We start from the raw sequence: 13,210 nt of genomic DNA, 5'->3' as shown, positions 1-13,210 counted from the left end.
TGGATTTATTCAATTACCTTCTGAATGCATTTCGGATTTTGGCTGCATCCAAACGTATTCCCGGCCCCATAGTTGAGGAAATGGCAATGCCCTTGAGATACTGGCCTTTGCTAGCAGGAGGTTTGAGACGGACTAAAGTCTCGAGGAAGGCGGAAGCATTATCCTTAAGCTGCTGCGGGCTGAACGAAACCTTGCCGATCGGTACATGGACAATACCGGCCTTTTCAACCCGAAAATCAACTTTACCTTTTTTGATATCACCTACTACCTGGGCAACGTCAAAGGTAACAGTCCCGGTTTTTGGATTGGGCATCAATCCCCGGGGACCGAGAATCTTGCCTACCTTTCCAACACTCCCCATCATATCCGGCGTGGCAACCACACGCTCGAAATCCATCCATCCCCCTTTGATCTTCTCAACCAGCTCATCTCCTCCTACATAGTCTGCCCCTGCCTCTTGTGCCTCCTTTTCCTTCTCTCCCTTAGCGAAAACCAGTATCTTTACCTTCTTGCCTGTGCCGTAGGGCAATACGACCGATCCTCTTACCATCTGATCAGACTTTTTCGGGTTTACCCCAAGTCTGACAGCCATATCTACGGTCTCGTCAAACTTGGCAAAAGCAGCTTCCTTAACAGCTACCATTGCCTCGTCCAGATCGTACCGTTTAGATGGATCAATCTTTTTTGCCGCATTGGTATAGTTCTTTCCCGCGTTCATTGCCCCTCCATCATCCTACGACCTCGATACCCATGCTTCTGGCCGTTCCCTCTACAATCCTGATGGCACTATCGATATCAATCGCGTTCAAGTCAGGCATTTTGGTCGTGGCAATCTCTTTAATCTGTTCTTTAGTAACCTTGCCAATTTTCTCTTTATTCGGCGTCCCTGAACCTTTGGCAATTCCAGCAGCCCGTTTTAACAGTACAGCGGCCGGAGGTGTTTTCGTGACAAAAGTGAAGGAATGATCCGCATACACTGTTACCACTACCGGAATAATCAGACCTTCCCGCCCCCTCGTCTGCTCATTGAAATTTTTGCAAAACTCCATAATGTTCACACCATGCTGACCCAAAGCCGGCCCTACCGGAGGAGATGGAGTCGCTTTCCCTGCCGGAACCTGAAGCTTTACATAGCCAACTATTTTCTTTGCCATAAATGCATGCTCCCTATCTGTGCAATCTTATATCTTCTCAACCTGTGCAAAATCGAGCTCTACCGGGGTAGACCGACCAAAAATGCTTACCAGAACCCGTACCTTTTCCCGGTCTTCGTTAATCTCATCAACCTGCCCGGTGAAACTGGTAAACGGTCCGTCAATGATTTTGACCCGTTCCCCTTTCCCGAACAGGACCTCAGCCTTGGGTCGTGTAGCCCCGGTCCGCATCTGCTCCAGGATGGTCTCAACCTCTCTCTCACTCATCGGGGTCGGCCTTGATCCTGCTCCGACAAAGCCAGTCACCTTTGGGGTATTCTTGATGATGTACCAGATATCATCGTTCATCTCCATCTCTGCCAGAATATACCCCGGAAAGAACTTTTTACTGGTGACGTGTTTTTGACCCTTTTTCAGCTCAAAAACATCTTCGGTTGGTATGAGAATCTGAGATACCACTTCACCCATCCCAAGATGGTGCAACCGCTGTTCGATGCTTGTCTTGACTTTATTTTCGTAGCCCGAATAGGTATGTATTACATACCAAGCCTTTGCCATGTTTAGCCCTTGCTCAACCTTTCAACCTATCATGGATTCTTTTCCGTGAACTCTTCGATCCCATGACTTTCAATCTGCCTTAAGCCAGGTATCCTAGAAAACGGAGCTGCTCAGGTTCTATTTAATCAGCGTACTGATAACCCGTGCCAGCCCTACGTCACAAAGGTATAAAAAAACAGTAATAATTGTTGTCGTCACCAGAACCACAGTCGTTGAGCTTGTTACCTCGGCTTTACTCGGCCAGGTGACTTTCTTCATCTCTAATCTTACTTCTCTGATAAACTGAATCGCTTTTCCAATCATCGTGCGCTACCTGCTCTTATCAGTTCTCATTCATACGGCAATGGTTATCTCTCTTGACGTCATCTGAGAAATGACTCAGCAGGCCAGGAGGGATTCGAACCCCCAACCCCCGGATTTGGAGTCCGGTGCTCTAGCCGTTAGAGCTACTGGCCTACTTCGTTTCTCGATGAACAGTATGGGATCGACAGAATCGACAATACTTCTTTATCTCAAGTTTATTCGGAGTCTTTTTCTTATTCCTGGTGGTGTTATAATTTCTGTGTTTGCACTCCGAACAAGCCAAAATTACGATATCTCTCATTCCTTATCCTGTCCCTTGTGGTTGAGAATCAGCTTCGTTGCGATTCCACGATTTCACCTGCTTAAAATTTATTCGATGATCTCACTGACAACGCCGGCACCCACGGTCCTGCCGCCTTCCCGGATGGCAAAGCGCATCTCTTTTTCCAGGGCGATCGGAGTAATCAGCTCGCCGACGATCACAACATTATCGCCCGGCATAACCATTTCCACACCTTCCGGCAATTGAACGGTTCCGGTCACATCCGTTGTCCGCACAAAAAACTGAGGCCGATAACCATTAAAAAACGGGGTATGCCTTCCGCCTTCTTCTTTGGACAGTACGTACACCTGGGCTTTGAATTTGGTATGCGGAGTGATGCTGCCCGGTTTGGCCAAAACCATTCCCCGCTCGATTTCTTCCCGCTTCTTGCCCCGCAGCAGAACCCCGATGTTGTCTCCAGCCTGCCCCTCGTCCAGCAGCTTTCTGAACATCTCAACCCCGGTGGCCACCGTCTTTTGCGTTTCCTTGATGCCGACGATTTCCACTTCCTCGCCCACTCTGATAACGCCCCGCTCTACTCTGCCGGTAGCCACAGTTCCACGCCCCGAAATGCTGAACACATCCTCTACCGGCATCAGGAAGGGTTTATCGATATCCCGCTTGGGAAGGGGGATATACTCATCCACTGCCTTCATCAGGTCATAGACCACCTTGCAATTGGGGCAGCCATCTTTGCCGCAGCCACACTCTCCCGCCTTCAGAGCAGAGCCTCTGACTACCGGAATCTCGTCTCCGGGAAACTCATACTGGCTCAGCAGCTCTCTGACCTCAAGCTCTACCAGCTCAAGCAGCTCTTCATCATCGACCATGTCCACTTTGTTGAGGAAAACAACGATATAGGGCACACCAACCTGTCTGGCCAGCAAAATATGCTCTCTGGTCTGAGGCATGGGCCCGTCCGCGGCTGAAACCACCAGAATGGCCCCATCCATCTGGGCTGCTCCAGTGATCATGTTCTTCACATAGTCTGCATGACCGGGACAGTCAACATGAGCATAGTGGCGGCTCTCGGTCTGATACTCCACATGGGCCGTGGCAATGGTGATCCCCCGCTCTCTTTCCTCGGGGGCATTGTCAATCTGATCAAAGGCCCGATACTCTGCCAGACCCTTATTGGCCAATACCTTGGTTATGGCAGAGGTCAGGGTGGTCTTCCCATGATCTACGTGCCCGATTGTCCCTATATTTACGTGCGGCTTCGTCCTTTCATACTTCTCTTTTGCCATTCCTTATTTCCTCCAATCGCTCCTTTCTTTAGAGCCCACGACCGGATTTGAACCGGTGACCTCTTCCTTACCAAGGAAGTGCTCCGCCGACTGAGCTACGTGGGCCAGGCAGTAACTGAAAATCTGGAGCGGGAAACGGGATTCGAACCCGCGACCCTCAACTTGGAAGGCTGATGCTCTAGCCAACTGAGCTATTCCCGCTCATATTTAACAAAAGTGGTGGGGGGAGGATTCGAACCTCCGAAGGCATCGCCGTCAGATTTACAGTCTGATCCCTTTGGCCGCTCGGGAACCCCACCATTTTTGATTCTTGTCAAGAGAAGCTGGCGAAGGGACTTGAACCCCCGACTTGCTGATTACAAATCAGCCGCTCTACCGACTGAGCTACGCCAGCGACAATGAACGAACATACTATTCATTAAACACTTATAAGTCAATGCTGAATTAAGACAAATAAGCGCTATTGAGCGTAGATTTGATTGTACTATAAATGATAATCTTTGTCAACCTACCAATTTCTGCCAATTTCTTTGCCTTACAACTTCATACATGAGAATCGCACCAGCTACCGAAACATTCAGTGAAGAAATGTGCCCTCTCATGGGCAAAGAGACAAAAAAATCACATTTTTTTTCCAGTATGTTTTTTAAACCTTTTCCTTCACTCCCCAAAAGGAGGGCAAGAGGCAGGGTAAAATCAGCCTGACTCCAGGAGCGCCCTTCCTGTGCTTTGGCCCCAAAAAGCCAGACACCCATTTTCTTTAATTTTTCACAGGTCATGGCCAGGTTCGATACCTGAACAACCGGCACATACTCAAGCGCACCACTGGCCGCCTTGGCTACGGCAGGTGTCAGCCCGCAGCTCTCGTGCTTTGAAATAATCACCCCGTGCAGCCCCGCAGCCTCACCCGTGCGGATCAGCGACCCCAGATTTCGCGGATCCTCCACCCGGTCGAGCACCAGCAGGAAGGGTGCTTCCCTTTTGCGGGCGGCATGATCGAGGATGTCGTCAAGGTCGGACTCTCGCATCTGCTCGATAAATACTGCCACTCCCTGATGCTGCCCGCTGCCGCACAGCTCATCCATCTCCCTGCGCGTTCGGTACTGAACCGCGATTCCCTGCCGGGAGGCGAGCTTTTTTATTTCTTCTATTTTCCGGCTGCCAGCGGTTTCGGATACTACCAGGCCGGTGATTTTCCGATTTCCTGCCAGCAGAGCTTCCAGAACACTATTTCTTCCGTAGATCAGGGTATCGGCCATGCAATTCCTATGAGTACTTGATCAGGCCATCTTTTTGTATGCTTCTTTATTTCCTCTTCCAAACCGTTCCTTCCTTGCGGTCCTCAATCGTAATTCCTTTTTCCTGCAACAGCGAGCGGATCTGATCAGCCAAAGCCCATTCTTTTTTAGCCCGGCAGGTATTGCGAATCTCCAGGATAATTTTCATTAAATCATTAACCATGTTATCATCATCGGCTGATTTGGTTAGAGCTTCGGATTGCTGGAAAAGTCCCAGGACACCACCCAGTTCTTTGATAATATCCACCATCTCCCGCAAACAGCGCCTTTGGTCATCATCCATCGAGGGGTGATCCTGGATAAAGATATTCACTTCCTTCACTCCCTCAAATAGTCTGCCAATGGCTTCAGCCGTATTAAAATCGTCGTCCATCGCGCTTTCAAAGGAGGATCTCAGGTTGTTCATCACTCCCGGCTCCTGGCTCCTGACTCCTGACTCCTGACTCCTGCCCTTCAAAAGCTGCTCCACCGTGTCAAAGGTATTATAAACCCGCTCAAGCGCTCTGGCCGCATCGGTCAGCCCTGCATCGGTGAAATTGATCGGGCTGCGGTAGTGGGTGGACAGCAGAAACAAGCGCAGGGCTTCACTGCTGTACCGGGCCAGGACTTCCTTGATGGTGAAAAAATTCTTCAGGGATTTTGACATCTTCTCCTGGTTAATGTTCACAAAGCCATTATGCAGCCAATAGCGGACAAAGGGCTTTCCCGTAGCAGCCTCAGACTGGGCGATTTCATTCTCGTGGTGGGGAAAGATCAGATCCTCCCCTCCGCCGTGAAGGTCGAAGGTTTCACCAAGATGCTTCATCGACATGGCCGAGCACTCGATGTGCCACCCCGGACGCCCCGGTCCCCAGGGGCTTTCCCAGGCAGGCTCACCCTCTTTGGCACTCTTCCAGAGGGCAAAATCGAGCGGGTCTTTCTTCCGGGTATCGACCTCTACCCTGGCCCCGGCCTGCATACTGTCCAGGCTTCTCTTGGAGAGCCTGCCATAATCGGAAAACTTTCTGATGTCAAAGTACACATCACCCTCGACCCGATAAGCATATCCCCGCTCCTCAAGACGCCTGATCAAATCGACGATGTCCGTGATGTGCTCAGTAGCCTTCGGCTCCCTGCTCGCTGGCCTGACTCCCAAATACTCCATATCCTGGCAGTAATCGGCAGTGTACTTCTGGGCTATCTCCTGGGCCGTGCATCCCTCTTCCTGAGCCCGCTTGATGATCTTGTCGTCGATATCGGTAATGTTGCGGATGTAGTTTACGGCAAATCCCCGGTACTCCAGATAACGCCGGATAACGTCAAAGATCATTGCTCCACGTGCATGGCCGATGTGGCAATGATCGTAGACCGTTACTCCGCAGACATACATCCCGATCTTTCCCGGAACCAGGGGATGGAATTTTTCTTTCTGGCCGGTTAAGGTATTATAGATCCGAATTTCACTCATGACTTGTCACTTGCTCCACCAGCGATAGAACGTGCCTGACCCTGCGCAGGCAGCGGTCTCGCCCTACAAGAGAAAAAATTGCCACCATCTCCGGCCCTCCGGTTTTCCCTGTCAATGCAACCCGGATGGGCATATACAGCTTTTTCCCCTTCTGGCCGGTTTTCTTCTGGACTTTTTCGATTACCGCATGGCCATCTGCCGATTCCTCGATCGAGGAGTTCTCAAGCACTTCCGCCAGTGCCTGGATAACTGCGATCGACTCAGGGGTTTTCAGCCAGATTTGGCTCTCCTTATCAACGGAAGGCTTATCCTCGAAATACACAGCCGCAAGGTCAGCCACTTCCGCAAGATATGACATCTTGCTCTGGAGCGAAGCCACAATCTCCCTGATGCGGGGCATATCCTCCGGCGATGGATTCTGTGCCACATAGCCCCGCTCCTGCAAGAAGGGGATGCTCAGCCGGGTAATCCGACCCGGTTCAGCTTCCCGGATATAGCATCCGTTCATCCAGTTGAGCTTGGTCAGGTCAAAGATAGCTGCACTTTTGTTAATCCGGTCAGCCGTAAATTTACGGATCAATTCCTCTTTCGGAAGGATTTCCTTTTCGTCAGGGGAGGACCATCCCAGAAGAGTCAGGTAGTTACTGATTGCTTCCGGAAGGTACCCTTTTTCCCGGTAGCTGATGACCGACGTTGCCCCATGCCGCTTGCTCAGGCGCGTACGGTCAGGCCCAAGAATCATCGGCATATGCCCGAATTGCGGTGGGACCGCTCCAAGGGCCTGATAAATCAATACCTGCCGGGGGGTATTGGACAGATGATCCTCACCGCGCAAAACATGGGTAATCTTCATCAGGATATCATCGATGACCACCGCAAAGTTGTACGCTGCCCGGCCATCCGAGCGCAGGATAATAAAATCCCCGATCGTCTGGCCGTCGAACGACACCTCACCGCGAATCAGGTCTTTGACCACCACCGTATCCTCAAGCACCCGAAACCGCACCGAAGGCCGCCTGCCCTCCTGCTCAAAAGATCTTTTCTGCTCCTCGGAAAGGTGCAGGCACCTGCCGTCATATCGCGGCGTCTGGCCCTGGCTGAGCATCGCCTGCCGTGAATCTTCAAGCTCCTGCGGTGTGCAGTAGCAATGGTACGCCCGTCCTGAGTCCACGAGCTTTCGTGCATAATCCTGATAAATTTTCAGCCGGTCCGATTGCCGGTAAGGGCCGTACTCTCCTCCCTTGTCCGGGCCTTCATCCCAGTCCAGCCCCAGCCATGCCAGGTCCTGGAGGATCAGTCCTTCGGCTTCGGCCACGTGCCGGTCAGTATCGGTATCTTCAATCCTCAGAATGAATGTCCCTCCGGAATGCCGGGCAAACAGCCAATTGAACAGAGCGGTTCTGGCATTGCCGATATGCAGATACCCGGTTGGACTGGGTGCAAATCTTACTCGTATCTTTTCCACTAGGGTTCCTTTTCCAAATACTCTTCCAATAAAACCACACTATAGGCCGCTATTCCCTCCTGGCTGCCCCACAAGGGTAATCCATTGGTTGTCGAGGCCTTGATATTTACCTGGAATTCCGTAACCCCCAACTCCCGGGCCAGCGACTTTTTTATATCTTCTTTATAGGGAGACAATCTGGGATGATTAGCGATAATAACCAGATCACAATTCATGATGCGGTACTTCCGTGACCGCATTAAGGCCAGAACCGATTGCAGCAGCCGGGTACTGGGAATATCCTTATAGCGGGCATCCGTATCGGGAAAATGCTCGCCGATATCTCCCTCACCCAGGGCACCCAAAAGCGCATCACACAGGGCATGAATAAGAACATCCGCATCTGAATGCCCCAGCAGTCCGAGTGCATGAGGAATCTCGACTCCGCCAAGAATCAGCTTTCTTCCCGACACCAGAGGATGTACATCAAATCCCAGACCAACCCTCATCTCAACCGCCAGCCAGCCACTTTTCAGCCAGTTCCAGATCTTCAGGATAGGTGATTTTGATATTCATGAGGGAGCCTTGGATCATTCTCACGGCTATTCCGATACGCTCGACCAGAACGGAATCATCCGTCCCCTGAAATCCATCCTCCAGGGCCTGTTGATGGGCTGCCCAGAGAAGATCGAATTGAAAAGCCTGCGGAGTTTGAGCCAGAAAGAGCCCCGTCCGGGGAACCGTTTCCGCTACCAGTCCCTCGGCATTGACCCTCTTCAGGGTATCCCGCACCGGAATACCGGCAATGGCTGAACCGTACTTTTTCGCCTCGTGGATGGACTGCTGCACTAATTGCCAGGATACAAACGGACGGGCTGCATCATGGATGACGACAATCTGCGCTTCCCCCCTGACGGCCAAAAGCCCCTGAAATACCGACTGCTGGCGCTCCTCTCCGCCAACTATCACCTGATATGGCTTGTGGAGGCAGCAGGCTGGCACGATCTCCCGCTCACACAATTGCCGCTCTTCGCAAGACGCGATGACGACCACCCGGTCAATCTCGGGGCAATTGTCCATCGCCCGTAAAGTGTAAGAAATCATCGGATGCTGTCCAATGCAGCGGTATGGCTTGGGGCATCCATCCCCCAACCGGATTCCAACACCTGCGGCTGCCACCAAGGCTATGGTCTTCATGCTGCCCTACCCTATTATGCTCTATTGTCTTGCTTCACTGAAAATCTGGACCAGCTCTGCTTCGACACTGGAATTGGGAACATTCAGGACATAAGAAATTTCATCCACAATCAGCGACTTGACACTGTCCAGCATTTTCTTCTCACCGAAGCTGAGCTCTTTTTTCCGATTCATCAAAACCAGATTTCGCAGCACGGAGGCCAATTGAAAAATCGATCCGGTTTTCAAACGATCCATGTTATCTTTGTATCGTTTGCTCCATTTGGGGGACATCGGATCTCCTTTCCCCCGGAGAACATCAACCACCTTTTCTACCTCATCCAGGCCGATCAATTCCCGCAGGCCGACATCATCGGCATTATCGATAGGAACCATGATGGTTGTGCCGTTGCTGAGGATCCTTAAGATATAATATCGTTGCTCTACTCCGAGGATAATTTTAGCCTCGATGGCCAAAACCTCACCAACCCCTTGAAGTGGATAAACAACTTTATCTCCCACCTCAAACATATCTGATCCTCCAAGAAATAGAATCCATTATACTATACTTTGAACTTCAAGTCAAATTTTCTCCCTCCATCTCCCTCGCCCTCTCTGCTCTCCCTACGCAAACAAAAGATCGATCGCCTCCTGAACACGCCGAACCCCACAGCAATTCTTTTGCAGCCTGGAATCGAGTAATTTGATATTACTGGCTGGAAGAACACAGTGGTCAAAACCCAATTTCAGGGCCTCGCGGATCCGCAATTCCGGCTGATTTACTCCCCGGACCTCTCCGGAAAGACCGACTTCCCCGAAAATGACCATGTTCTTGTTAATGACCTTCTCCCACAGACTGGAAACAATAGCCATGGTAATGCCAAGGTCTATGGCCGGCTCGTTCAGCTTCAATCCGCCTGCTACATTGACATAGACATCCTGATCCTGAAACCGGAGCCCGATCCGCTTCTCCAGAACAGCCAACAGCAAAGACACCCGCTGGGGATCGACGCCGATCGCTGTCCTGCGGGCAAAACCGATGCTGCCAGGGGTAACCAGTGCCTGGAGCTCGGAAAGAATCGGCCTGGTCCCTTCAAGGCTGGAGACGACTATCGATCCTGACACTCCCAGCGTCTGCTCGGTCAAAAAAAGGGCCGATGGGTTGGCAACCTCCTGCAGCCCGCCTTCCTTGATTTCAAAAACACCGATCTCGTTGGTCGGACCGAACCGGTTCTTGATCGTCCGCAGGATTCGATAGGTATGATACCGCTCTCCTTCCAGATAGAGAACGGTGTCTACAATATGCTCAAGCACCCGCGGCCCGGCGATCGAGCCATCTTTGGTAACATGACCAACGAGAAACGTGGAAATGTTCTGGCTTTTGGCCCTGACCATGAGCCGTGAAGCCACTTCACGGATCTGCCCCACACTTCCCGGCAGCCCCTGCATCAGTGAGGTATAGGTAGTCTGAATGGAATCCAGAATGAAAATCTGCGGCTGGACCTCCTGAATGTGCTGCTCGATATTCTCAAGATGAGATTCTGATACCAGATAGATATTTTCGGAATTCGAACCAATCCGCATTCCCCGGTCCTTGATCTGATGAATGGATTCCTCACCGGATACATAGAGAATCCCCTTGCTGGTCTGGGCCAGTTGCTGGCAGATCTGCAAAAGCAGTGTGGATTTTCCGATGCCCGGATCACCGCAGATCAAAACCACTGATCCAGGGACAATCCCTCCTCCGAGCACACGGTCAAATTCCTCGATGCCAGCCCGGATCCTCGTCGTCTGGGCAGTCTCAATACGGCTCAGGGGAATGGGCGCTGTGCTTGTCCCGATCGAGCGTCCGGAATTTTTTTTGGTATCTTCCTCTTTGACTTCGACCAGGGAATTCCATTCCTGGCATTCCGGACATCTTCCCAGCCACTTGGGTGAATAAAAGCCACATGATTCACAATAAAATGCTGTTTTCATAATTTTTATTATAACCCCGGGATCGGGATCTTCCCCAGAAGGTATTTAAGGTCCTCGTCCTCAAAGGAGAATCCTGCCCCCAGGAAATAGCTCAGGCGATCATCATCCGCCAGATGATCAACGCCGGTATTAACTAAAAAATATTTGCCAAAATGATAATCCGCATTAAGCTTAAGATGCGGCTTATCGGCCGCAAAATCCCAGGCATCAAAATGCAGTTGAAGTTTGTCATTCAAGGACAGGTAATCAACCCCCACTCCTCCCTGCGATTCGAGCAGCCCTCCCCGCAAGACAACATCCTGAAACCGTTTGGCAATCTGGACACTGAATTTAAACTGCTCTTCAGTAGTTTCCTCCCGTTCGTTAACCGGCCCGCTGCCATCAGTATAGGTGCTGGTTTCCTTGGTGGTGGTGATACCCTGAAAATCATCTATCAGCTCGACCAGATAATACTTATCCTGCCGCGGCTGGAGCTTCAGGGATATATAGCTCTTCGACCTATCAAAGCGGGTATGATATTCGCCCCGGTAGCCCAGGTACAGATGAAAGGCATCCGCCTTGGCCAGGGTGGTTTTGAGGCCGGACAGGGTTTCCTGTGCATCACGGTACAGGGTATCATCCTTGACTAACTTGCCGATCGTTCCCTTTCCCTCATTCACGGTAGTCAGCAGGCTGTCGACCTTATCCGTGGCGCCCTGGAGTTTCACAACGAGCTGATTGGCATTCACCACTCCCTGATGGAGGCTGTCACGGTTTTCGGCAATAATCTCATCGAGGTTTCGAGCCACTGATTGAAACCGCTCGGCCAGTTGCGGGCTTTCCTTGCGCAAAACCTCAGCGAATAACCGAAATTCATGAATAATTTGGGAGATTTCAGCCTCATTCCTGACTATCACCCTGTTGAGGTTGCTGGAAAGCTGCTGAAAATTACTCACGGTGGCATGAATCTGCTCCGCGTTTTGCTCCAGAAGATTCTTGAATTGGTCGGTTATTGCCTGGAGATTTGCCAGGCTCTGCTTCATGGCCAGCTTTCCTTCAGGCGTGGCAATGGTTTCTCTGATAGCTTCGGTTATCTTCTTTAAATCCTGGGCCACGAGGGATATCTGCTGAGCTACCTGCTCGAAGTCCTTGCTTACCTCACCGGTCCGGATAGTGCCGCCGCTTTCAAGATATGGGGTATTCGGTGTTCCGGGCGAAATTTCGACATACTTTTCCCCCATAAACCCCTGCGACTCGATGCTGGCCACAGCATCCTGATGGATCTTGATTCCGGGAAAAATCAGGAGCGTCATCCGGGGAATTCCCTCGATCAGGGACACATCCTCGACCCTTCCTGCTTCAACGCCGGAAACCCTGACCTGAGCCCCTTCATCCAGTCCCCTGGTATTACTGAAGCTCACATAGAGCAGCATCCCCTTTTTCTTCCCCAGCGAGAGATTCCCGGCCTTAACAGTCAGGTAAGCCAATGATGCCAGGGCTAAAATCACAAACAGCCCGACTTTTTCTTCCCGTGCAAAGAGCTTCATGTCACACACACGCCCCTTCCATAATCGGCCCCCTGGCACTGCCGGTAATGAACTGGCGAACCACGGGATTTTGGGTATTCTGGATCTCTTCGGGAGTGCCTACCTCGATAATCCGGCCATCATACAGCATGCCGATCCGGTCGGCAATTTTATAAGCGCTTTTCATATCATGGGTAATGGCCAGTGAAGTAACCTTGTAGACTTCTTTCATCCTGATGATCAGATCATTGATAACATCGGCCATAATCGGATCAAGGCCCGTTGTCGGCTCATCATAGAGCAATATCTCAGGCTCCATGGCTATGGCTCTGGCCAGACCCACCCTCTTTTTCATTCCGCCGCTGAGCTCATCCGGTCTGAGGTCTTCAATACCGGGCAGCCCCACCATCTGAAGTTTTTCCCGCACTTTTTCCCTGATCTTTTCTTTCGACAACGAGGTATGCTCCTTCAAGCCAAAGCCGACATTCTGTCCGACAGTCATGGAATCGAACAGTGCCGCTCCCTGAAACAGCATGCCAAACTTTTTCCGGATATCGTTCAGCTCTCTGCGGGAACATGAGGCCAGATCCCGGTCCTGGACCAAAACCCGGCCCCGGTCAGGCCATATCAGGCCCATGACATGCTTCATCAGCACACTTTTTCCACACCCGCTCCCGCCGATGACCACCATCGATTCCCCTTGCCGGATCTGAAGGTTGACACCTTTCAGAACCTGTTTGTTTCGAAATGATTTATGGATATCAACGAGCTGAATCATA

General features: G+C 51.2%; 15 protein-coding genes and 5 tRNA genes. All 20 read right to left on the bottom strand.

Going from position 1 to position 13,210, the window contains the following annotated elements:
* Positions 1 to 13 precede the first annotated feature (13 nt).
* Positions 14 to 718, bottom strand: coding sequence for a 50S ribosomal protein L1 (rplA, locus tag AB1611_04275; GenBank protein ID MEW6378805.1), 705 nt, complete (start codon positions 716 to 718; stop codon positions 14 to 16).
* A 10-nt stretch (positions 719 to 728) separates the two neighbouring features.
* Positions 729 to 1,154, bottom strand: a complete 426-nt coding sequence (rplK, locus tag AB1611_04270; protein MEW6378804.1) for a 50S ribosomal protein L11 — start codon at positions 1,152 to 1,154, stop codon at positions 729 to 731.
* Between the two features lie 27 nt (positions 1,155 to 1,181).
* Positions 1,182 to 1,712, bottom strand: coding sequence for a transcription termination/antitermination protein NusG (gene nusG, locus AB1611_04265; protein MEW6378803.1), 531 nt, complete (start codon positions 1,710 to 1,712; stop codon positions 1,182 to 1,184).
* Positions 1,713 to 1,829: 117 nt separating this feature from the next.
* Positions 1,830 to 2,015, bottom strand: a complete 186-nt coding sequence (secE, locus tag AB1611_04260; GenBank protein ID MEW6378802.1) for a preprotein translocase subunit SecE — start codon at positions 2,013 to 2,015, stop codon at positions 1,830 to 1,832.
* A 79-nt stretch (positions 2,016 to 2,094) separates the two neighbouring features.
* A tRNA-Trp gene (locus AB1611_04255) sits at positions 2,095 to 2,168 on the bottom strand.
* On the bottom strand, positions 2,167 to 2,316 hold the full coding sequence (rpmG, locus tag AB1611_04250; GenBank protein ID MEW6378801.1) for a 50S ribosomal protein L33: 150 nt from the start codon (positions 2,314 to 2,316) through the stop codon (positions 2,167 to 2,169). The genes AB1611_04255 and rpmG overlap by 2 nt, the downstream gene beginning before the upstream one ends.
* 68 nt (positions 2,317 to 2,384) lie before the next feature.
* The gene (tuf, locus tag AB1611_04245) at positions 2,385 to 3,584 is read right to left on the bottom strand and encodes an elongation factor Tu (protein MEW6378800.1); all 1,200 of its coding nucleotides are present in this window, start codon (positions 3,582 to 3,584) and stop codon (positions 2,385 to 2,387) included.
* A 32-nt stretch (positions 3,585 to 3,616) separates the two neighbouring features.
* Positions 3,617 to 3,689: transfer RNA gene (locus tag AB1611_04240), tRNA-Thr, on the bottom strand.
* A gap of 19 nt (positions 3,690 to 3,708) precedes the next feature.
* Positions 3,709 to 3,785: transfer RNA gene (locus tag AB1611_04235), tRNA-Gly, on the bottom strand.
* A 16-nt stretch (positions 3,786 to 3,801) separates the two neighbouring features.
* Positions 3,802 to 3,883: transfer RNA gene (locus tag AB1611_04230), tRNA-Tyr, on the bottom strand.
* Between the two features lie 22 nt (positions 3,884 to 3,905).
* Positions 3,906 to 3,978 (bottom strand) — tRNA-Thr (locus AB1611_04225).
* Between the two features lie 109 nt (positions 3,979 to 4,087).
* Positions 4,088 to 4,843, bottom strand: coding sequence for a 23S rRNA (guanosine(2251)-2'-O)-methyltransferase RlmB (gene rlmB, locus AB1611_04220; protein MEW6378799.1), 756 nt, complete (start codon positions 4,841 to 4,843; stop codon positions 4,088 to 4,090).
* 46 nt (positions 4,844 to 4,889) lie between these two features.
* Positions 4,890 to 6,329, bottom strand: coding sequence for a cysteine--tRNA ligase (gene cysS / locus AB1611_04215; GenBank protein ID MEW6378798.1), 1,440 nt, complete (start codon positions 6,327 to 6,329; stop codon positions 4,890 to 4,892).
* Positions 6,322 to 7,794, bottom strand: a complete 1,473-nt coding sequence (gene gltX / locus AB1611_04210) for a glutamate--tRNA ligase (GenBank protein MEW6378797.1) — start codon at positions 7,792 to 7,794, stop codon at positions 6,322 to 6,324. The genes cysS and gltX overlap by 8 nt, the downstream gene beginning before the upstream one ends.
* Positions 7,794 to 8,282 (bottom strand): 2-C-methyl-D-erythritol 2,4-cyclodiphosphate synthase, encoded by a 489-nt coding sequence (gene ispF, locus AB1611_04205; protein MEW6378796.1) that lies wholly within the window; start codon positions 8,280 to 8,282, stop codon positions 7,794 to 7,796. Before ispF ends, gltX begins: the two co-directional genes overlap by 1 nt.
* A 1-nt stretch (position 8,283) precedes the next feature.
* On the bottom strand, positions 8,284 to 8,970 hold the full coding sequence (gene ispD / locus AB1611_04200; protein MEW6378795.1) for a 2-C-methyl-D-erythritol 4-phosphate cytidylyltransferase: 687 nt from the start codon (positions 8,968 to 8,970) through the stop codon (positions 8,284 to 8,286).
* Positions 8,971 to 8,991: 21 nt separating this feature from the next.
* Positions 8,992 to 9,480 carry a CarD family transcriptional regulator gene (locus AB1611_04195; protein ID MEW6378794.1) on the bottom strand — a complete coding sequence of 163 codons (489 nt, stop codon included), beginning with the start codon at positions 9,478 to 9,480 and terminating at the stop codon, positions 8,992 to 8,994.
* A gap of 93 nt (positions 9,481 to 9,573) precedes the next feature.
* Positions 9,574 to 10,926, bottom strand: a complete 1,353-nt coding sequence (gene radA, locus AB1611_04190; GenBank protein ID MEW6378793.1) for a DNA repair protein RadA — start codon at positions 10,924 to 10,926, stop codon at positions 9,574 to 9,576.
* A gap of 8 nt (positions 10,927 to 10,934) precedes the next feature.
* A complete protein-coding gene (locus AB1611_04185; GenBank protein MEW6378792.1) occupies positions 10,935 to 12,452 on the bottom strand; it encodes an MlaD family protein in 1,518 nt (505 codons plus the stop codon).
* A 1-nt stretch (position 12,453) separates the two neighbouring features.
* Entirely contained in the window at positions 12,454 to 13,209 is a 756-nt protein-coding gene (locus AB1611_04180; protein ID MEW6378791.1) for an ABC transporter ATP-binding protein, read from the bottom strand.
* Position 13,210: the final 1 nt, after the last annotated feature.

The sequence above is a fragment of the bacterium genome, from assembly GCA_040755755.1.
Classification (GTDB): Bacteria; SZUA-182; SZUA-182; order DTGQ01; family DTGQ01; genus DTGQ01.
The sequence above is the reverse complement of the archived record's forward strand: the minus strand, read 5'-3'. Positions and strand labels throughout refer to the sequence as shown.